The organism is Streptomyces sp. NPDC002133, from assembly GCF_040296405.1.
Classification (GTDB): domain Bacteria; phylum Actinomycetota; class Actinomycetes; order Streptomycetales; family Streptomycetaceae; genus Streptomyces.
Window position 1 is genome coordinate 36,814 of record NZ_JBEOXF010000027.1, and the last position, 20,386, is coordinate 57,199.

Genomic DNA, 20,386 nt, shown 5'->3' on the forward strand with positions numbered 1-20,386 from the left:
AAGCCGGCGTCGTCCTCGGAGGAAGCCCCATGCACCAAGCAAGACCCCGGTTCGCACGAACCGCCGTGCTCGTGTCCGCATGTGTCCTCACCGGACTGCTCCCTCTCACCTCGGCGGCCACGGCCGCTGCGGACGAACCGCCCCCGGTCGCGGTCGACCGTTTCGAGGGCGAGGTGCCCTTCGCCAACCCGCCCGCCGAAGGCATCTTCACCTGGGGCAGCGACGCCGACGACCATCCCCGGCTGGCCTTCGAGGAGCGCCCGGACGCCCCCGAGGGCGCCAAGGTCCTCAAGGGCTCGTACGACATCAGCGGCTGGGGCGGATTCACCCACGACTTCGCCTTCGCCGAGCCCGCCCACGACTGGACCGCCCACCAGGGCATCCGCTTCTGGTGGTACGGCCAGAACACCGCGCCCCTGCCGCCCGGCTCCGGCAAGCGGATCAACTTCGAGCTCAAGGACGGCGGCGCCAACGGCGAGGCGTCCGAGCTCTGGACCACGTCCTTCACCGACGACTGGGAGGGCTGGCATCTCGTCGAGATCCCGTTCTCGCAGTTCGAGTACCGCACCGACTACCAGCCGGTCGGCGGCATCGACCAGGTGCTCGGCCTGAACGAGATCTGGGGCTACGCCCTCACCCTCCCGGTCGGGCAGCAGGGCGAGTTCGCCCTCGACGGCGTCGAGCTGTACGGCAAGGCCGACCCGGCGCTCACCGCCAAGGTCGTCACCGACGCCGCCGTCCACCCGGTCGGCGAGGGCGGCTCGGCCGATGTCCGGATCACCGTCGCGACCACGGGCTCCGCCCCGATCGAGGAGCCGGTGACCGTCGAGTACGCCAGCGACGGCGGCACCGCGACCGCCGGCAAGGACTACACGGCGGTGACCGGCACGGTCACCTTCCCCGCGGGGACGCCCTCCGGGACCTCCCGCACCGTCACCGTGCCCACCCTGAAGGACGGTTCGGCCGAGGCCGCCGAGACGGTCCCGCTGAAGCTGACGGTCTCCGGGGCGAAGGCGCCCGCAGAGAACCCGCAGGTCGTGATCGACGCGCACGGCCTGCCGTATCTGGACGCGCGGCTGCCCGTGAAGAAGCGGGTCGCCGACCTCCTCTCCCGGATGACCCTGGCCGAGAAGGCGGGGCAGATGACCCAGGCGGAGCGCAACGCGCTCAAGGCGCAGGGCGACATCGCGGCGTACGACCTCGGCTCGCTGCTCTCCGGCGGCGGTTCGGTCCCGACACCCAACGCCCCCGAGGCCTGGGCGAAGATGATCGACGCGTACCAGCTGCGCGCGCAGGCGACCCGCTTCCAGATCCCGCTGATCTACGGGGTGGACGCCGTCCACGGCCACAACAACGTTGTCGGCGCCACGATCATGCCCCACAACATCGGCATCGGAGCGGGCCGCGACCCCCGGCTCGCCGAGCGGACGGGCGCCGTCACCGCTGCCGAGGTGCGTGCCACCGGAATCCCCTGGGACTTCGCGCCCTGTCTGTGCGTGACGCGCGACGAGCGCTGGGGCCGCTCGTACGAGGCGTACGGCGAGGACCCGGCACTGGTCACCGCGATGGAGACGGTCATCCGCGGCATGCAGGGCGCCGCGAACGGCAAGGACCTGAAGCGCAACGACAAGGTGCTGGCCACGGCCAAGCACTTCGTCGGCGACGGCGGCACCGAGTTCGGCTCGTCCACCACCGGCTCGTACACGATCGACCAGGGCATCACCAAGGTCACGCGCGAGGAGCTGGAGGCCGTCCACCTCGCCCCGTTCGAGGACGCGGTGAAGCGCGGAGTGGGCACGGTCATGCCCTCGTACTCCTCCGTCGACATCGTCGGCGACGACGCGGGCCCGGTGAAGATGCACGCCAACGCCGAGCTGATCAACGGTGTCCTGAAGGACCGCATGGGCTTCAAGGGCTTCGTCATCAGCGACTGGCAGGCCATCGACCAGATCCCGGGCGACTACGCGAGCGACGTGCGTACGTCGGTCAACGCGGGCCTCGACATGATCATGGTGCCGACGGCGTACCAGGACTTCCACCGCACGCTCGTGGCGGAGGCCGGGGCGGGCCGCATCCCGCAGGCCCGGGTGGACGACGCGGTGTCCCGCATCCTGGAGCAGAAGTTCACGCTCGGTCTCTTCGAGAAGCCGTACTCCGACACCTCGGGTCCGGCGAAGGTCGGCTCCGCCGAACACCGGGCGGTGGCCCGGGAGGCGGCGGCCAAGTCCCAGGTGCTGCTGAAGAACGACGGCGGTCTGCTGCCGCTGAAGCCCTCACAGAAGGTGTACGTCGCGGGATCGAACGCCGACGACCTGGGCAACCAGGCGGGCGGCTGGACGGTCAGCTGGCAGGGCTCGTCGGGGAGGAGCACCCAGGGGACGACGATCCTGGCCGCGATGGAGAAGGCCGCGCCCGGCACCGTCACGCACTCGAAGGACGCGTCGGCGCCCCTGGACGGCCATGACGTGGGTGTCGTCGTGGTCGGCGAGACCCCGTACGCGGAGGGCATCGGCGACGTCGGCAACGGACACGACCTGGAGTTGTCGGCCGCCGACAAGGCCGTGGTCGACAAGGTCTGTGCCGCCATGAAGTGCGCGGTCCTCGTGGTGTCCGGTCGTCCGCAGCTCATCGGCGACCGCCTCGGCGACATCGACGCCCTGGTCGCCTCCTGGCTGCCCGGCACCGAGGGCGACGGCGTCGCGGACGTGCTGTACGGGAAGCGCGCCTTCAGCGGCCAACTCCCGGTCACCTGGCCCAGGTCCGAGTCCCAGATCCCGATCAACGTGGGGGACACGGCGTACGACCCGCAGTTCCCGTACGGCTGGGGGCTCACGACGCTCGGCTCCGCCCCGGCCGGCGGCGAGCGCACGCTCAGGGCCCTGGCGGTCGCCGCCGCGCTCGTCGAGAGGGCGGGCGGGGCCACGTCCGATGCGGGCCGCGCCATCGCCACCAAGGCGCGGGAGATCGCCCAGCACCGGATCGGGCAGCGCATCACGCCTGCGGTGGCCAAGCCCTTCGCGGAGGCCGACCACCTGTTCCTGACGGGCGACCTGACGGGCGCGGTGGCCAAGCTCACCGCGGCCCACCGGGCCGCCGGGGCGGCCGGCTGACGTCTCCGGGCACCTTCGCGCGCTCCGGACGAAGGGCCCGACCCGGTGGGGTCGGGCCCTTCGCCGTGGCACCGGACGCGACGCTGCCGCGGGTCCGGGTGCATCGCGGCCGGCGTCCCTGACCGTTCCCCAACCCCCTTGTATTGGTGGACCCTTCATCGCCGCGACACCTGTCGACGGTCGGTGTGTGCACGAGTGCGGACAGGCTGAGCTGAGCATGCCAATATGACGGGCGCTCCACGCCGGCCGTCGACCAGGAGGACGCAGTGAAGAAAAGCTCCCGCATCCGCAAGGCCTCGCTCGTCGTCGGCAGCGCCCTCGCGCTGGTCGTCGCCTTCCCGGGCAGCGCGTTCGCCGCTCCGCCGCCGGCCCTGCCCGCCAACGCGGACGGGCTGGAGCAGTCCTTCCAGCCGGCGTACGACTACGACACGGACGGCTGCTACCCCACTCCCGCCATCGGCCCCGACGGGACGATCAACCCCGGCCTCAACCCGACCGGGGCCCTCAACGGCAGCTGCCGCGACTCCTGGGACCTCGACAACACCAACGGATACGCGCGCTACAAGTGCAACAACGGCTGGTGCGCGATCATTTACGGCCTCTACTTCGAGAAGGACCAGGCCATACCCGGCATCAGCCTCGGCGGGCACCGCCACGACTGGGAGCACGTCGTGGTGTGGGTGCAGAACAACCAGGCCCAGTACGTCTCCACCTCCGCCCACGGCGACTTCAACATCTACGGCCGTGACCAGATCCGGTGGGACGGGACGCACCCCAAGATCGTCTACCACAAGGACGGCGCGAGCACGCACTGCTTCCGCCCCGCGAACTCCAACGACGAGCCGCCGGAGAACCATTACCACGGCTGGCAGTTCCCCAAGCTGATCGGCTGGAACGGTTACCCCGCGGGTCTCCGCGACAAGCTGAGCCAGGCCGACTTCGGCAGTGCCCACTTCGGGCTCAAGGACGGCAGCTTCAACAGCCACCTCGCGGAGGCCAAGCCGGCCGGCATCCCGTTCGACCCCAACGCCTGACCGCTGCCCTGAAGACGATCCCGGAACGACCGAACCGTCATTCTTCCGCAACAGTGGCACATCACCCCGGATGCCCCTGTCAGTTCCATGAGCAGCGACGATGTCGAAGATCGGTCGATCCGGGATCGACGGCGGTGCTGGACACACCGCCGGGCGTGCTGATCATGTCGAGGGCATGACCTCGCGCTCCACCTCTTCACGCCGCGCCACGACCATGCCCGGCAGGCTCGGCGCCCTGGCTCTCGGGATCGCCCTCGCCGCCGGCTGCACCACGGCGACCGGACCGGCCTCCCCGCCTCGACCGCCGGCAGCCGGGCATCCGGCGCGAAGTGCAGGGTGACCGTGGCTGACCGTCCCGACCGGGTCACGGATCCCGGCCCGCTCGCGCAGGGCCTCGGCGAAGTAGGTGAAGTAGCCGAAGCCGTACGCGCAGTAGGACCGACCGACGGGGCGGGTCGGCGACCGACCGGGCAGGGCGGCCGCCGAAGGCCGCCGCCGAGGTGCTGATGACTGCTCCACGCAGGAGGTCATGACGTTCCACCGTCTCTCCACCAAGTCGTGTCCTGTCGGCGGCCGGTCAGCCGGTCAGTCGTTCGACCGCGCGATCGCTCGCGCCGACGGCACGCCAGGCAGGGCGAGTCGACGCAGCGACAACCCTCCGTGGACGGCGTCGTGCCGATGCCGGTCCTGGGGACACATGCTCAGGACGGCTCAACCGTGGGTATCAGCGGGGTCGGCGGCAACGGCACCGTCGACACCGGGGCCGTAGACACCGGGGCCGGCGTCGGTGGCGGCCAGGAACTGGGTCGTGGCGAGCTCGGCGTACAGCGGATCGGAGCCGACCAGCTCGGCGTGGGTGCCGACGGCCCGGACCGTGCCGCCGTCCATGACGACGATCCGGTCGGCCAGCGTCACCGTGGACAGGCGGTGCGCGACCACGAGCACGGTCGTCGTGCGGGCGACCTCGGCGACGGTGTCCCGCAGCGCCGCCTCGTTGACCGCGTCGAGTTGCGAGGTGGCCTCGTCGAGGAGGAGCAGTCGGGGACGGCGAAGCAGAGCGCGGGCGATGGCGACGCGCTGGCGCTCGCCTCCGGAGAGTTTTGTGCCGCGGTGGCCGACCAGGGTGTCGAGGCCCTTGGGCAGCCGGGCGACGAGGCCGTCGAGGCGGGTGGTGCGAAGGACCTCCCGCAGGTCGTGTTCCGTGGCATCGGGCGCGCCGAGCGCCAGGTTGTCGCGCAGGGACCCGGACAGCACGGGAGCGTCCTGTTCGACGTAACCGATCGCGGCCCGCAGTTCCGGGATCTTCCAGGACAGCAGGTCCCGGTCGTCGAGGAGGATCGTGCCGGACGTCGGCTCGTAGAACCGCTCGATGAGGGAGAAGACTGTCGTCTTGCCCGCCCCCGACGGGCCGACGAAGGCGGTCATCCCACGCGGCGGGACGGCGAAACCCACCCCGTGGTGCACCGGCGGCAGGTCCGGCGCGTACTGGAAGTGCACGTCCCGGAAGGCCAGGCGGGCGGGCTCGGAACCGGACGCCGGCAGCGCCGCGGAACTGCTCAGCGGTTCGGTCGGCAGCCGCTCGGCCTCCTGGATGCGGCCGACCGCCGCGGCGCCCACCTGGTACTCGGTGACGGCGCCGACGAGTTGCTGGATCGGCGGCATCAGATAGAAGACGTACATCAGGAAAGCGATGAGCGTGCCCACGTCGATCGCTCCGGACGCCACCCGGGAGCCGCCGACGGCGAGGACGGTGAGGAACGCGATCTGCGAGGCAAGGCCCGCGGTGTTCCCGGCCAGCGCCGCCCACTTGGCCGCGCGCACGCTGGACCGCCAGGACTCGGTGGCGGCCCGGTGGATGGCCTCCTCTTCTCGGTGCTCGGCCCCGGACGCCTTGACCGTACGCAGCGCACCGAGCATCCGCTCCAGCGCGGCGCCCATCAGGCCCACCGATTCCTGGGCCCGCTTGCTGGCCCGGTTGATCCTGGGGACGAGGACCCCGATGACGGTACCGGCGAAGAGGAGAACGCCGAGCGTGACGGCCAGCAGTACCGGGTCGAGTACGCCCATCATGGCCACGGTCGCGACCAGCGTGAGGCTTCCGGTGACTGCGCCCACGAGGGAGTCGGTGGTCACCGCGCGCAGCAGCGTCGTGTCGGAGGTGACCCGGGACATCAGATCACCGGGCTCGGCGTGGTCGACGGCGGATATGCGCAGGCGCAGCAGATGGGACACGAGCCGCCGCCGCGCGGTGAGCACCACCGACTCGGCGGTGCGCCGCAGCACGAACCCCCCGAGCGCCCCGATCCCTGCGTTGGCGACGACCAGCACGGTCATCAGCAGCAGAGCGCCGGTCACCGGCCTGTCCGCGCCCAGATTGTCCACCAGCTGCTTGGCGGCCAGCGGCAGGATCAGCCCGGTCGCACCGGTGACCAGGCTCAGCAGCCCGCCCAGCAACAGCCAGTGCCGGTACGGGCGTACGTAGCCCAGCAACACGCGCCACGCAGGCGGGCCGGCGGCAGCCGGGTCACCGTCAACGGGAGGGGTCCGCGGCGTGTGCGCGGATCCGAGGTAAGGCTTGGTGTCCGGCTGGGGGGCCGGCTTGGTGTGCGACGGAGTGTCCAGCGGGGTTTCCCGCTGAGTGTCCGGCTGGGTGTCCATGAATGTCCTCGTGGGATGCCATGACGGGCTGACGGATTGCCGTGCCCTCAGTGAAGCGGATCAGCAGGCCCGGCACGGCCGGTTCGAAGCCGTCGGTACCGAGGCACTGCGCGCCGCGGTCGACGTGTGGCGCACGACCGCCGGACCCGCGCCATGGTCCACGGCCTCACGGCTGCACGCGTACCTGGTCCGGAACGACCGGTGCTCCGCGTGAGCGCGTGTCACGCCGCGGACGCCGGGGTCGTGTGGTGAACACTGGCGGCATGGCAACAGGCAAGGTGAAGTGGTTCAACGCGGACAAAGGCTTCGGCTTCATCGAGCAGGACGACGGCGGCCCGGACGTGTTCGTCCATTTCTCCGCCATCCAGGGCACCGGCTTCAAGCAGCTGGACGAGGGTGACAAGGTCGAGTACGACGTCAGCCAGGGCCCCAAAGGTCCCCAGGCGGACAATGTCGTCCGTCTGACCTAGGGCGGCGCTGCCGTGTTCAGTGGCGCACACGTCATCCTCTACAGCCAGGACGCCGACGCCGACCGGGCCTTCATCAGGGACGTGCTCGGATTTGCGCATGTCGATGCAGGGCACGGCTGGCTGATCTTCAAGCTGCCGCCGGCGGAGATCGCGGTGCATCCGACCGAGGGGCCGGCGCAGACCGGGTTCTACCTGATGTGCGACGACCTCGACGCCGTACTCGCGAAGCTGACCGAGCACGGTGTCGAGATCACACAGCCGGTGAGCGAACAGGGCTGGGGGCGGCTCGCGGCGGTGCGTATGCCGAGCGGGTGCGAACTCCCGCTCTACCAGCCGCTGCACCCGGTCGCCCACAGCCTCGGTCCATGAGGGAGCCCCGGCGCCGCCGGGGCTCCGTGGCGCTGCCGCCGGACACTAGGGCTGGAGCCACCAGGGGCTCGAGGACCGAGAGGGGCTCGTGTTTCGCGTTCGCTCGTAGAGGCGCGCGATCCGCGGACGTGCGGCGCTGCTGGTCCACGACATGCGGACCGGCGTCCTGGACCAGATCGGCGGACGCGACCGTGTCGTCCTCCGGGCCGTCGAGTTCGTCGAGGCCGCCCGCGCCTGCGGGGTCCGCACGCAGTTCCTGCGTCACGTCACGCTTCCCGTCGACCTGATGGGCGCCTCCCGCCTGCGCATGTGGCGGCCTGGCAGCGGGTCGAACGAGCCGCGGACGTGTCTCGCCCTTCCCGCCGGGTGCTCCGCGGACACAGCTCGTCCCCGAGTTGCTGCCCACGCACCGCGAGGCCGTGATCGACAAGATCATCATGTCGGCCTTCGAGGGCACCTGGCTCGACATCGCGCTGCACGACTGCGGGATCACCACCGCCGCCGTCTCATCGGCGTCGTCGCCCTGGAGATCGGTGTCGAGCCACCGTCCAGCATGCGGCCGACCTGGGACACGTCCCGGTCGTCGCCACGGACGCCTGCGGAGCCGGCGACGCGGAGGCCGGTGAGCGTTCGCCGGCCGCGTTTCGCTTTGCGGGGGACGCCCTGCCGACCACGGCCGAGGAGTTCCGCTCCGTACCCGCCGGCCGTTGACCCGGCTCGCGAGGGATGCGACGGCGGTGGCGCCGGACCTCGGACGCGGCGAAGGCGGCGGCATCGACGACCGAGCGGCTCAGGCGGCGCCCGGCAGCAGTCCGTTGACGACCGGGACCGTGTCGCGGCCGAGGGGCGGAGGCGGCGGGTCCGTGTGGTAGACGGCCTGGCGCTCTCCGTACTCGACGAGCACGTCGGTGCAGCGCATACCGATCGCCTCCAGCAGCCTGCACGACGCCCGGTTCGCCGCACGGGTCACGGCCACGACCCGGCCGGAGCCCGGCACGCTCTCCCGTGCCCAGCCCACCGCGGCTCCCACCGCCTCGCGGCCCAGGCCCATGCCCCAGGAATCCGGCAGCAACTGGTACGACACCTCCGTGGCGCCCCGTGAGGATCGCGGGTCGACCGTGACCAGGCCGATCGTCGCCCCGGTCTCCCGGAGGGCGACCGCGAACACGCCCACGGCGACCGGCAGGTAGGCCCGCCGGATCGCGATCCTCTCCTCGCTGACGGGCCCGCCGAGATAGGCCCGGACCCTCTCGTCCCGCCACAGGACCTCGGCCACGGGGAGGTCCTGTCCGCCGACCGGTCGCAACACCAGCCGCTCCGTGTACAGCCGCGCCGGCCACCAGGCCGAGGCGAGGGAAGGGGCATGGGCATCGGCATCGCTCATTCGCAGATCGTCGCACCACGAGTCCGCGCCATGCGGGAACCGGGCCGCGCGATCCCGCGCGGACCGTGTCCACCGCTTCGTCGGCGTCGGACTGCCGACCGCGACGCGGGGCCGACGCGCCCCGACGATCCCGGGCGGGCACTCACTGACGGCCCGGGTCAGGACCGTGGAGGACCCCCTGGCGAGGAGTCAGGGGAGCCGGTCAGCCGCGGACGCACGCGGTCGCGGGGGTGTCCCGGCCGCCCTAAAGTCGTATAGGCAACAACAAATCGACTGGTACCCCCTGCCCGGGCCCCGGGGAGGGCTCATGACCCGTATCTCGGTGACGGTCGGACCGGACGAGGTGCGGAGGCGGTTGGAGGGCGGCGGGTATCCCATGGACGAAGGGCTGATCATCGCCTGCTGTCAGGCGCTCGAGCTGCACCGGCCGGTCTTCTGCGGGGGCGACGCGGGTGTGGGCGAGACGTCGCTGCGGGGGCACTCGCCGACATGCTGGGCGCGCCGCTCGTCCGGCTCCAGCGCCATGAGGGGGTCGACGCCTCGCAAACCCCGTACGACGGGGACTTCTCGCGGCAGCTGCCGCACCCGCGGGCCGCGGAGGCAGCCGGGAGCACCGACGCCGCGCGGTTGGAGGGCGGGCTGTACGACCGGAGGTTCCCCGTCCTGTTCGAACGGCGGTTGCTGCCGGCCCCGCAGACCCAGCCTTCCGCGCTGCTGGTCGATCAAGTCGACCGCGTCGACGAGGAGTTCGAGGGTTCCGCTTCGCGGTGAGCGAGTGCGGTGTTCGAGGCTGGATACCGGGGGCGGCTGCACGGTCCCGGTTCTCGGTGAGCCCGACCGGTGCTTGAGGGCGGACCCCCGGGGCGACCGGACGGTGCCGGGCACGTCCGGAGAAGGCCCGTCGCACGGACCCGGACAGGCATGGACGTCCGTGAGAGGAGCCGAGCGTGCGTGACATCCTTCCCGCGCTGAGCCGGTGGTACGCGGCCGGCGAACCCTTCGGGCTCGCCACGGTCGTCGCGGTGAGCCGCAGTGCCCCCCGCGGCCCGGGCGCGGCGATGGCCGTGGGGCCGGACGACGAGGTCCTGGGCAGCGTGTCCGGCGGATGCGTGGAGGGCGCGGTCTACGAGCTCGCCAAGGAGGTCGTCGCCGACGGCGAGGCGCGGCTGCAGACCTTCGGGTACAGCGACGAGGACGCGTTCGCCGTCGGTCTGACCTGCGGCGGCGCGATCACCCTGCTCGTCCGGCGGGTGGCGCCGGACACCGACCCGGGGTTTGGTGCGGTCGCCGAGTCGGTCGCGGGGCACCGCCCCGTGACGGTGGCGTCGGTGACGGACGGCCCGGCCCTTCGCGGAGCCGCCCTCGCCGTGTGGCCGGACACCGTCGCCGGCACCCTCGGCGCACCCGGCCTCGACGCGGCCGTGACCGCCGACGCGCGCGGCGAGCTCGCGCAGGGAGCGACCGGGCTCCGGCACTACGGCCCGCAGGGCCAGCGCCGCGAGGACGCCGTCACCGTGTTCCTGCAGTCGTTCGCCCCGCCGCCGCGGATGCTCGTCTTCGGCGCGATCGACTACGCGGCGGCCGTCGCCCGCATCGGGGACTTCCTCGGCTACCGCGTCACCGTGTGCGACGCCCGCCCGGTCTTCGCCACGCCCAAGCGCTTCCCGCAGGGCGTGGAGGTCGTGGTCGACTGGCCGCACCGCTATCTGGGTGCCACCGAGACCGACTCACGCACGGTGATCTGCGTCCTCACCCATGACCCGAAGTTCGATGTGCCGCTGCTGGAGGAGGCGTTGCGCCGCGAGGCCGCGTACATCGGAGCGATGGGCAGCCGCCGCACCCACGACGACCGCATGAAACGACTGCGGGAGGCCGGGCTGAGCGAGACGGAACTGGCGCGGCTGCGCTCACCCGTGGGCCTGGACCTCGGGGCCCGTACCCCGGAGGAGGTGGCCGTGTCCGTGGCCGCGGAGATCGTCGCGCTGCGCTGGGGCGGCAGCGGCGCGCCGCTGACCGCGACGGCGGGGGCGATCCACCCGGCCTGAACGCCTGACAGGACGCGAGGCCCGTGGAACTCCGGCACGCATTCACCGTTCCCGTCCCGGGCGACACCGCCTGACGCGCGCTCCTCGACACCGAGGTGTCGCGCCTGTACGCCAGGGGCGACTGTGAGTCGTACGAGGGCGAGAGTTACGACGGCGAGGCCATCAGCGGCACGGCAAAGGTCGAGCTCCGCCCGATCAGGCTCACCTACCGCGGCACCGCCCTCTTCGACGAGCGGGACGAGAAGCGCACCGGATGGTGCTGACCGTCGGCGGCAAGCAGGCGCGCGACCAGGGCACGGCACGTTCCACCGTGACGCCCGCGCTCGCCCCGGCTCGGCGGCGCGACGGCCGTGCCGGTCCGCACCGGTCTCCCGGCCACCGCCCTACTCCGGAAGATCAAGGTGATTTGGGTGTGAGTTGTAGAGATCTGTACAGATTCTGCGCCATGCTCTGCTCCGGTTCGGAGAGATGGTCCTCCCGCTCCAGGCCGGTGCCACGCTGCCCGGCCTACTCCAGGCCGGAGACCTTGAAGACCGTCCGCGCCGTCTCCCGGTCGATGCGCTCGGACAGCTGCCGCAGGGCCGTCGCCCCGCACAGCAGCGTCCCGTGTTCCACACACGTCCGCGCGTCCTCGTCCAGGCGGCGCCACAGCGCCGGGTTGGCCGATTCAGCGGTGACCGGCCGGCCGTTCCGCATGCCGCGGTGCACCCGTCCGGCCCACCGGCGTGCGCCCTGCCTGCGAGTTTCCCCGGGCGACGGCGACACGCGTAAGAGTCGCGTCAAGGACGTGTCAGTGACCGTAAGGGCACCGTCAACGGTGCGCTCAGTGCCCCCGTCCCGGGGTTTCCTCTAACAGTCCGATCCGAATTTCCGAGCCTCAAATCTAGGAGCACACGATGGCCGACCTGGCCTTCGTCGTCACCACGATCGCGGTCTTCGCACTGGTGGCTCTCGTCGCCAAGGGGGTGGCAAAGCTGTGAACGCCGAAAACATCGTCGGCCTCATCGTGGCCGTCGCCCTTCTGGGTTATCTCGTCCTCGCCCTCGTCAAGCCGGAGAGGTTCTGAGCACAGATATGAGCCCCGTTCTTGCTGGTGTGCTCCAGCTGCTCGCGCTGATCGCGGCGCTCGCGCTGGCGTACCGTCCGCTCGGCGACTACATGGCCAAGGTCTACTCCTCCGACAAGCACCTGCGTGCCGAGAAGTGGATCTACAAGGCCATCGGCGCCAACCCGACCGCCGAGATGCGCTGGCCCGCCTATCTGCGCGGCGTCCTCGCCTTCTCCGCCGTCAGCGTCCTCTTCCTCTACCTGCTGCAGCGCGTCCAGGGCAGCCTGCCCGGCTCGCTCGGCTTCTCCGCCATCGACCCGGACCAGGCGTTCAACACCGCCGCGTCCTTCGTGGCGAACACCAACTGGCAGTCGTACTACGGCGAGCAGGCCATGGGCCACGTCGTCCAGACCGGCGGCCTCGCGGTGCAGAACTTCGTCTCCGCCGCCGTGGGCATGGCGATCGCCGTCGCCCTCGTGCGCGGCTTCGCCCGCTCCCGCACCGGTGAGCTGGGCAACTTCTGGTCCGACCTGGTCCGCGGCACCTTCCGCATCCTGCTCCCGATCTCCGTGATCGGCGCGATCCTCCTGGTCGCGATGGGCGCCATCCAGAACTTCTCCGGCATCCACGAGGTCGGCCAGTTCATGGGCGGCTCGCAGCAGTGGAACGGCGGCGCCGTCGCCTCGCAGGAGGTCATCAAGGAGCTGGGCACCAACGGTGGCGGCTACTTCAACGCCAACTCGGCCCACCCCTTCGAGAACCCGAACCCGCTCTCGAACCTCTTCGAGATCTTCCTGATCCTGCTGATCCCGTTCGCGCTGACCCGCACCTTCGGCAAGATGGTCGGCTCGGTGAAGCAGGGTTACGCGATCCTTGCGACGATGGCCATCATCTGGATCGGCTTCACCGTTCTGATGTGGTGGACCGAGTTCGCGGGCCGCGGCCCGGCCTTCGAGGTCGCCGGCGGCGCGATGGAGGGCAAGGAGACCCGCTTCGGCATCGGCGCCTCGTCGCTCTTCGCGGTCGCCACCACGCTCACCTCGACCGGTGCGGTGAACTCCTTCCACTCCTCGTTCACCGGCTTCGGCGGCGGCATCACGCTGCTCGGCATGCAGCTGGGCGAGATCGCTCCCGGTGGTGTCGGCTCCGGCCTCTACGGCATGCTGATCATGGCCATCATCGCGGTCTTCATCGCGGGCCTCATGGTCGGCCGTACGCCCGAGTACCTCGGCAAGAAGATCGGCACCCGCGAGATCAAGCTGGCGGCGCTCTACATTCTCGTCACCCCGGCGCTGGTGCTCTGCTTCACCGCCGCGGCGATGGCCCTGCCGACCCCGGGCAACTCGATGACCAACTCGGGCGCGCACGGCTTCTCCGAGATCCTCTACGCGTACACCTCCGGTGCCAACAACAACGGCTCCGCGTTCGCGGGTCTCAACGCCGACACCCAGTGGTTCAACAGCACGATCGGTCTGGCCATGCTGCTCGGCCGGTTCCTCCCGATGGTGTTCGTCCTGGCGCTGGCCGGCTCGCTCGCCGAGCAGAAGCCGGTACCCGCCACCGCCGGAACGCTGCGGACCGAGAAGCCGCTCTTCGCGGGTCTGCTGGTCGGCACGATCCTGATCGTCACCGGTCTGACCTACTTCCCGGCCCTGGCGCTGGGTCCGCTCGCCGAGGGGCTGGCGTCATGACCACCAACGTAAAGAAGCAAGAGGAGCCCGGCTCCATGTCCACTGCCACACCCACCCGGGCGCCGCACCAGGACGTCCCGACCGGGCACAAGCCCGACGCCGGGCGTGTCGGAGCGGGTCTGTTCGACCCCAAGCAGCTGATCAAGTCCTTCCCGGACGCGGTCCGCAAGCTCGATCCCCGGGTGATGATCAAGTCCCCCGTGATGTTCGTCGTCCTGGTCGGCTCGGTGCTGACCACGGTCTTCGCGATCTCGGACCCGAGCGACTGGTTCGGCTGGGCCATCACGGCCTGGCTGTGGCTGACCGTGATCTTCGCCAACCTGGCGGAGGCCGTCGCCGAGGGCCGCGGCAAGGCGCAGGCGGACACCCTGCGCAAGGCCAAGACCGACACGGTGGCGCGCCGCCTGGCCAAGGACGGCAAGACCGAGGAGCGCGTTCCGGGCACCGAGCTGCGCATCGGCGACCTCGTGGTCTGCGAGGCCGGTGACATCATCCCCGGCGACGGTGACGTCGTCGAGGGCGTCGCCTCGGTGGACGAGTCCGCCATCACGGGTGAGTCGGCTCCGGTGATCCGTGAGTCCGGCGGCGACCGCTCGGCCGTCACCGGCGGCACGAAGGTGCTGTCCGACCGGATCGTCATCAAGATCACGACCAAGCCCGGCGAGACCTTCATCGACCGGATGATCAATCTGGTCGAGGGCGCCGCGCGCCAGAAGACGCCCAACGAGATCGCGCTGAACATTCTGCTCGCCTCGCTGACCATCGTCTTCCTGCTCGCGGTCGTCACCCTGCAGCCGTTCGCGACCTACGCGGACGCCCCGCAGACGATGATCGTGCTCGTCGCGCTACTGGTCTGCCTCATCCCGACCACGATCGGCGCACTCCTGTCGGCGATCGGTATCGCCGGTATGGACCGACTGGTCCAGCGCAATGTGCTGGCGATGTCCGGCCGTGCCGTCGAGGCCGCCGGTGACGTGTCGACGCTGCTGCTCGACAAGACGGGCACCATCACCCTCGGCAATCGCCAGGCCGCCGAGTTCGTCCCGGTCGACGGCGCCACCGCCGCCGAGCTCGCGGACGCCGCCCAGCTCTCGTCGCTCGCCGACGAGACTCCGGAGGGCCGCTCGGTCGTGGTCCTCGCCAAGGAGAAGTACGGGCTGCGCGAGCGCCACCAGGGCGAGCTGGCCCACGCCACGTGGGTGCCGTTCACGGCCCAGACCCGTATGTCCGGCGTGGACGTCGACGGCCGCAAGGTCCGCAAGGGCGCCGCGGCCTCGGTCATCGCCTGGGTGCAGGAGCGCGGCGGCCAGATCGCCGACGACGCCGACAAGGTCGCGAACCGTATCTCCGAGGCCGGCGGCACGCCGCTGCTCGTCGCGGCCGAGGACCCCGAGGGCGGCGCCCGCATCCTGGGCGTCATCCACCTCAAGGACGTCGTCAAGGACGGCATGCGGGAGCGGTTCGACGAGCTGCGCCGCATGGGCATCAAGACCGTCATGATCACGGGTGACAACCCGCTGACCGCCAAGGCGATCGCCGAAGAGGCGGGCGTCGACGACTTCCTCGCGGAGGCCACTCCCGAGGACAAGATGGCGCTCATCAAGCGGGAGCAGGCCGGCGGCAAGCTCGTCGCGATGACGGGTGACGGTACGAACGACGCCCCGGCGCTGGCCCAGGCGGACGTCGGTGTGGCGATGAACACCGGTACCTCGGCCGCCAAGGAGGCCGGGAACATGGTGGACCTCGACTCCAACCCGACCAAGCTCATCGAGATCGTCGAGATCGGCAAGCAGCTCCTCATCACGCGCGGCGCGCTGACGACCTTCTCGATCGCCAACGATGTGGCGAAGTACTTCGCGATCATCCCCGCGATGTTCGCGGTGGTCTACCCGGGCCTGGACAAGCTGAACATCATGCAGCTGTCCTCGCCGGAGTCCGCGATCCTGTCCGCGGTCATCTTCAACGCGCTGATCATCATCGCGCTGGTGCCGCTCGCCCTCAGGGGCGTGCAGTACCGGCCGACGAGCGCCGACAAGATGCTCCGCCGCAACCTCGGGATCTACGGCATCGGTGGCCTCATCGCCCCGTTCATCGGCATCAAGATCATCGACCTGCTCATCTCCCTCATCCCCGGAATCGGCTGATCGCCATGAACAACTCATTCGGAAACGCGGCACGGCTGATCGGAGCCGGGCTCCGTGCCCTGCTCGTCCTGACCCTGGTGACGGGCGTCATCTACCCGCTGGTGATCACGGGCGTCGCCCAGGGCCTGTTCAGCAACAAGGCGAACGGCTCGGAGATCAAGGTCGACGACAAGGTGGTGGGCTCCGAACTCATCGGCCAGACCTACTACCTGCCGAAGAAGAACCCGGACGACGCGGAGGAGGCGTCGGTCGCGGACCTCAAGTGGTTCCAGCCGCGCCCGTCCAACGGCCTCGGCAGCAACAGCGTGAACACCCAGTACTCGCTGCTCCTGTCCGGCGCGACGAACCGGTCCGGCGACAACGGCGCGGTCGACGGCAAGTGCCCGGAGAACGCCGAGGAGGGCACGCTCTGCGCCCAGGTCCTCGGTGCCAAGGCCGCCGTGATCAAGGACAACTCCACCGCCACCTACAAGGTCAAGCCCGCGGACGTGCCGGCCGACGCCGTCACCTCGTCCGGCTCCGGCCTGGACCCGGACATCTCCCCGGAGTACGCCGACCTCCAGGTCCACCGGGTCGCCGAGAAGAACAACCTCGATGTCAAGCAGGTCGAGAAGCTCGTCGACGAGCACACCAGCGGCCGGACCCTCGGCTTCATCGGTGAGCCCCGCGTCAACGTGCTCGAGCTCAACATCGCGCTGAAGCAGCTCACCGAGAAGTGAGCCGACGGTGATCGAGCAGTGATCGAGCAGTGATCGAGCGGTGACCGGCAAGTGATCGAACCCCGGGCAGCGGGCAGCTGGGAAACCTCAGCGGCCTGCTGCCCGGGGCCGTACTACAGAAAGGCACACCGATGACCCGGGTGCTGGTGGTCGAGGACGACCCGCAGCTCGTACGGGCTCTCGTGATCAACCTGAAGGCCCGCACGTTCGATGTGGACGCCGCGACCGACGGGGCCTCCGCCCTGCGCATCGCGGGGGAGTCCACGCCGGACGCCGTACTCCTGGACCTCGGCCTGCCCGACATGGACGGCATCGACGTACTCCACGCCCTGCGCGTCTGGACCCAGGTGCCCGTCCTCGTCGTCTCCGCGCGGCGGACCTCCGAAGAGAAGGTCGCCGCCCTCGACGCGGGCGCGGACGACTACATCACCAAGCCGTTCAGCATGGACGAGCTCCTCGCCCGCCTGCGTGCGGCGACCCGCCGGACCGCGGCCGCGGTCCCGGGAGAGGGCTCGCTGACCGTCAGGACCGAGGACTTCACGATCGACCTGCTCGCCAAGAAGGTCCAACGGCAGGGCCGTGACGTACGGCTGACCCCCACCGAGTGGCATCTGCTCGAAGTGCTGATCCGCAACCGCGGCCGGCTCGTGGGCCAGAAGCAGCTGCTCCAGGAGGTCTGGGGGCCGGCGTACGGCACGCAGACCAACTATCTCCGCGTCTACATGGCCCAGTTGAGGCGCAAGCTCGAATCGGATCCCTCCCACCCGAGGCATCTCATCACCGCCCCGGGCATGGGCTACCGCTTCGAGGGCTGAGGGTCCGGGGACCGAGAGGCCGGGGACCGGGCGTTCGGGCACTGGGCGTTCGAGGACCGGGCGTCCGGGCACCGAGCGGTCGTCAAGAACGGGGACCTGTCGCGCCGTGTCGGTGTTGGGCCGAACGGGTGAGGGGCGCGAGGATGGTCCCATGAGCAGGTACGAGAGGTACGACGTCACCGACGAGCAGTGGGAGGGCCTGGCCCAGGTCGTTCCACTGCGCGGTCGCAACGAGTGGCCGTCGAGAGTCGACCACGACACGATCCCGCGGGACCGCTACGGCGTTTCGGCCGCGGAGGCGGCCGAGCAGCGCCGCATGGTCGTCCTGCGGGTGCAGGTGTTCGCCGACGCGCGCGAGGTCGCCGAGTACCTCACCGCGCAGATCCCGGTGCTGCTGGACCTCACGAGCGCGGACGCCGAAGTGGCCAAGCGCATCCTGGACTTCAGCAGCGGTGTCGTGTTCGGGCTGGGCTGCGGGATGCACCGGGTGGACCGGAACGTCTTCCTGCTCGCACCGCTCGGCACAGAGGTCGAAGGCATCGCAGGAGCGGCCGTCCCCCATTCGTAGGAAGCCCCTTCCGGCGTAACGGTTCGTCGCGCGCGGCCCTGCGTAGCGTCCCCTCTATGAACGCACCGACCAGCACACTTCCCGCGTCCGCGGCCGTCGATTCCTCTTGCGCTCCCCATGTGGCCGCTGCTCTCCCCGTGGTCACCGAGCTGCGGCTCTCCGCCTTCGCCTCGCACCGGGAGCGGCCTTTCCGCTCGGCGCGCCGGTGACGCTGCTCGCCGGGCCGAGCGGCAGCGGCAAGTCGAGCGCCCTGCGGGCGTACGAGGCGCTGGCCAGACTCGGCTCGGGCGCGGACCTGGGCGAGGCCTTCCCCGACCCCGCGGGCTGTGTCCCCGAGCGCGCGGAGGCGGACGCGCAGGGCCGGCGCGGATTCCGCATCGGCTGCACGGTCCACGGGCCCGCCGGCTCCGTGCGCCTCGACCTCGCCGTACAGGCCGAACCGGAACTCCGCATCGTCGGCGAGCGTTTGACGAGCGGCGGACGGACTCTGCTGAGCACGGCCCTGCGCGACCCCGCCCGCCCCTGTGTGCAGGCCGCCTGGCACACGGCGGGCGCCGTCCGGGTCACCCGCGCCCCGCTTCCCGACGACCGGCTCGGCACGGCGCTGCTGCCGCTGCGGGTCTCCGGCAGGACGGACGGGGAGCGCGCAGTGCTGGCCGCCGCCGAGCAGGTGGTGGTGGCGCTGCGGTCGGTGTTCGCGTGCGACCCGCAGCCGCGGTCGATGCGTGTGCCGGTCCCGCCGGGTGAGGGGCGGCTGCGACGGGGCTGCGACAACATCGCGGCGGTGCTCCACCGCACGCGCAGCGAGTGCGTCCGCCGCCATGCCCGGCTCGCCGCCGTCGCCCGGGCGGGCTGCGCGGGCCCGGTGTCCGAGGTGGGCGTCGAGGAGCTCGCGGACGGGACGGTACGGGCGGTCCTCGGCCGGGCCGCCGGCGGTGCCACACCGCTCGGGCGGCTCGGCGACGGCGAACTGCGCTATCTGGCGCTCGCCCTGGTCCTGCTCACGGGTCCCGGCGTGCTCGCGGTGGACCAGGCGGCGGAGGTCCCCAGGGCACTGCAGTGCCTCACGGTCCTGGCCGACGGTTTCGACCGCTGCCTGGACCGCCGCCAGATCGCCGAACTGGCCTCCCTGGCCGCTTCGGTCTGCGCCGACGGCCATCTCCGGCTGCTGGGCACCGTGAGCGACCCCGACCGAGGGGCATCCGCCCGGGAGATCGAGGGAGTGTCGGTGGTAGACCTGGTGCCGTGACAGAACTGGACGTGAAGGCACTGCAGCGCAGACTGGCCGAGTTCGCGGCCGCCCGGAACTGGGGGCCGTACCACACCCCGAAGAACCTCGCGGTGGCGCTGACCGTCGAGGCGGCCGAACTCGTCGAAATCTTCCAGTGGTTGACGCCCGAGGAGTCCGCGCGGGTGATGGACGACCCGCAGAAGGCCCACCGTGTGGCGGACGAGGTGGCCGACGTTCTCGCCTATCTGCTGCAGTTCTGCGAGGTGCTCGGCGTCGACGCGCTGGCCGCTCTCGCCGCGAAGATCGACCGGAACGAACTGCGATTCCCGGCGGCCGAACGGCCGTCGGACGGACCCTCACGAGCAGACCGTCACTCTTCGGAGTGATCGACCTTTCCCCAACCCGCTTCCTGTCCACAGATTTCCGAATTCCCCTGGCTTTTCGTCTGGACGACCTTCACTCTGGGTAGTGACTGATTGGGCGGAATTTCGTACGAACGGGGGCGTCGTACATGGAAGCGGAGCGGCTCATCGCGGCCGGTCGGCACGCACTGGCGGAGAGCCGTGTCGCGCTGGACATCGTGGCGGAGGCCTGGCAGGCGCAGGCCCTCGCCCAGGCGGTCGGAACGCAACTGGCCCTGTGCGGGCCCCAGGAGCTGCGCGGAGAGGCCCGCGGCCTCAGCGAGGCGGGCGGTCGCGGCGGCGGGTTCGCCGATCCCCCTCTGCTCGGTGTCGGCAGCCTCCGGGCCGCGCAGCTCAGCGAAGTCACCGATCCACGCCGGGCGCTGACTCTCCTGAGCGCGCTGCTCGGCGAGATCGGCATAGCCCTCGTCGGCGTCGCCTGTGCCACCGACGAGGAGGGCCTCTACTGGCAGTGCATCGAGGCGATCGACGCCACGGACGAATCCAACGACCGCGTCCGGGCGATGCTGCGAAGACTCTCCTTGCGCGACCGCGACCGCGACCGGGTCTGTGACCGGGATCCGGACCGCGACCGGGACGGGGGCCGTGCAGGCGGTGGCGACCGGGAGGGTCGTGGCGACCGCGAGGGCCGCAGGGTCGATCCGGACTCGGCGACGAGCTCGCCCTGAGGCCGGACGG

The 20,386-nt window shown here is 70.8% G+C and carries 20 protein-coding genes and 1 pseudogene; 17 read left to right on the forward strand and 4 right to left on the reverse strand.

Annotated elements, in window-relative coordinates:
• Positions 1–29: 29 nt before the first annotated feature.
• Positions 30–3,110, forward strand: a complete 3,081-nt coding sequence (locus ABT078_RS23975; protein WP_351230974.1) for a glycoside hydrolase family 3 protein — start codon at positions 30–32, stop codon at positions 3,108–3,110.
• 266 nt (positions 3,111–3,376) lie between these two features.
• Positions 3,377–4,144, forward strand: coding sequence for an NPP1 family protein (locus ABT078_RS23980; RefSeq protein WP_351230976.1), 768 nt, complete (start codon positions 3,377–3,379; stop codon positions 4,142–4,144).
• Positions 4,145–4,306: 162 nt separating this feature from the next.
• Here the strand turns inward: ABT078_RS23980 and ABT078_RS23985 are convergent, their stop codons facing one another.
• Complete coding sequence (locus ABT078_RS23985; RefSeq protein WP_351230978.1) at positions 4,307–4,675, reverse strand: hypothetical protein; 369 nt, start codon at positions 4,673–4,675, stop codon at positions 4,307–4,309.
• A gap of 180 nt (positions 4,676–4,855) precedes the next feature.
• Positions 4,856–6,802: an ABC transporter ATP-binding protein gene (locus ABT078_RS23990; RefSeq protein ID WP_351230980.1), complete on the reverse strand. Its 1,947-nt coding sequence runs from the start codon at positions 6,800–6,802 to the stop codon at positions 4,856–4,858.
• 263 nt (positions 6,803–7,065) lie between these two features.
• Here ABT078_RS23990 and ABT078_RS23995 point away from each other — a divergent pair, with 263 nt between their 5' ends.
• The 3 genes from ABT078_RS23995 (at position 7,066) to ABT078_RS24005 (ending at position 8,267) form a co-directional block, all read left to right on the forward strand.
• Complete coding sequence (locus ABT078_RS23995) at positions 7,066–7,272, forward strand: cold-shock protein (RefSeq protein WP_351230982.1); 207 nt, start codon at positions 7,066–7,068, stop codon at positions 7,270–7,272.
• A 12-nt stretch (positions 7,273–7,284) separates the two neighbouring features.
• Positions 7,285–7,641, forward strand: a complete 357-nt coding sequence (locus tag ABT078_RS24000) for a VOC family protein (protein ID WP_351230984.1) — start codon at positions 7,285–7,287, stop codon at positions 7,639–7,641.
• A 317-nt stretch (positions 7,642–7,958) separates the two neighbouring features.
• Complete coding sequence (locus tag ABT078_RS24005) at positions 7,959–8,267, forward strand: isochorismatase family protein (protein ID WP_351231085.1); 309 nt, start codon at positions 7,959–7,961, stop codon at positions 8,265–8,267.
• 164 nt (positions 8,268–8,431) lie between these two features.
• Here ABT078_RS24005 and ABT078_RS24010 read toward each other — a convergent pair whose 3' ends face one another.
• Positions 8,432–9,025 (reverse strand): GNAT family N-acetyltransferase, encoded by a 594-nt coding sequence (locus ABT078_RS24010; protein ID WP_351230986.1) that lies wholly within the window; start codon positions 9,023–9,025, stop codon positions 8,432–8,434.
• A gap of 489 nt (positions 9,026–9,514) precedes the next feature.
• On the opposite strand from ABT078_RS24010, the gene ABT078_RS24015 reads away from it, so the two are divergent.
• From ABT078_RS24015 to ABT078_RS24025, 3 genes are all read left to right on the forward strand, one after another.
• Positions 9,515–9,796 (forward strand): hypothetical protein, encoded by a 282-nt coding sequence (locus ABT078_RS24015; RefSeq protein ID WP_351230988.1) that lies wholly within the window; start codon positions 9,515–9,517, stop codon positions 9,794–9,796.
• Positions 9,797–9,972: 176 nt separating this feature from the next.
• Positions 9,973–11,070: an XdhC family protein gene (locus ABT078_RS24020; RefSeq protein ID WP_351230991.1), complete on the forward strand. Its 1,098-nt coding sequence runs from the start codon at positions 9,973–9,975 to the stop codon at positions 11,068–11,070.
• Between the two features lie 95 nt (positions 11,071–11,165).
• Positions 11,166–11,333, forward strand: coding sequence for an SRPBCC family protein (locus ABT078_RS24025; RefSeq protein WP_351230993.1), 168 nt, complete (start codon positions 11,166–11,168; stop codon positions 11,331–11,333).
• Positions 11,334–11,577: 244 nt separating this feature from the next.
• Here the strand turns inward: ABT078_RS24025 and ABT078_RS24030 are convergent, their stop codons facing one another.
• A complete protein-coding gene (locus tag ABT078_RS24030) occupies positions 11,578–11,766 on the reverse strand; it encodes a hypothetical protein (RefSeq protein WP_351230995.1) in 189 nt (62 codons plus the stop codon).
• Between the two features lie 280 nt (positions 11,767–12,046).
• Between ABT078_RS24030 and kdpF the strand changes: the two genes are divergently transcribed.
• The 9 genes and pseudogenes from kdpF to ABT078_RS24075 all read left to right on the forward strand — a co-directional run bounded on the left by kdpF (position 12,047) and on the right by ABT078_RS24075 (position 20,376).
• Complete coding sequence (gene kdpF / locus ABT078_RS24035) at positions 12,047–12,136, forward strand: K(+)-transporting ATPase subunit F (protein WP_063785316.1); 90 nt, start codon at positions 12,047–12,049, stop codon at positions 12,134–12,136.
• A gap of 8 nt (positions 12,137–12,144) precedes the next feature.
• A complete protein-coding gene (gene kdpA / locus ABT078_RS24040) occupies positions 12,145–13,809 on the forward strand; it encodes a potassium-transporting ATPase subunit KdpA (protein ID WP_351230998.1) in 1,665 nt (554 codons plus the stop codon).
• Positions 13,806–15,953 (forward strand): potassium-transporting ATPase subunit KdpB, encoded by a 2,148-nt coding sequence (gene kdpB / locus ABT078_RS24045; RefSeq protein WP_351231000.1) that lies wholly within the window; start codon positions 13,806–13,808, stop codon positions 15,951–15,953. The genes kdpA and kdpB overlap by 4 nt, the downstream gene beginning before the upstream one ends.
• Positions 15,954–15,958: 5 nt before the next feature.
• Positions 15,959–16,672 carry a potassium-transporting ATPase subunit C gene (locus ABT078_RS24050; protein WP_351231002.1) on the forward strand — a complete coding sequence of 238 codons (714 nt, stop codon included), beginning with the start codon at positions 15,959–15,961 and terminating at the stop codon, positions 16,670–16,672.
• Positions 16,673–16,803: 131 nt separating this feature from the next.
• Positions 16,804–17,487, forward strand: a complete 684-nt coding sequence (locus ABT078_RS24055; protein ID WP_351231004.1) for a response regulator — start codon at positions 16,804–16,806, stop codon at positions 17,485–17,487.
• 151 nt (positions 17,488–17,638) lie between these two features.
• On the forward strand, positions 17,639–18,055 hold the full coding sequence (locus tag ABT078_RS24060; protein ID WP_351231007.1) for a cell division protein SepF: 417 nt from the start codon (positions 17,639–17,641) through the stop codon (positions 18,053–18,055).
• A gap of 56 nt (positions 18,056–18,111) precedes the next feature.
• Positions 18,112–19,304: pseudogene (locus ABT078_RS24065) on the forward strand (AAA family ATPase).
• Positions 19,301–19,672: a nucleotide pyrophosphohydrolase gene (locus ABT078_RS24070; protein WP_351231010.1), complete on the forward strand. Its 372-nt coding sequence runs from the start codon at positions 19,301–19,303 to the stop codon at positions 19,670–19,672. Before ABT078_RS24065 ends, ABT078_RS24070 begins: the two are co-directional and overlap by 4 nt.
• 125 nt (positions 19,673–19,797) lie before the next feature.
• Entirely contained in the window at positions 19,798–20,376 is a 579-nt protein-coding gene (locus ABT078_RS24075) for a DUF6099 family protein (RefSeq protein WP_351231012.1), read from the forward strand.
• Positions 20,377–20,386: the final 10 nt, after the last annotated feature.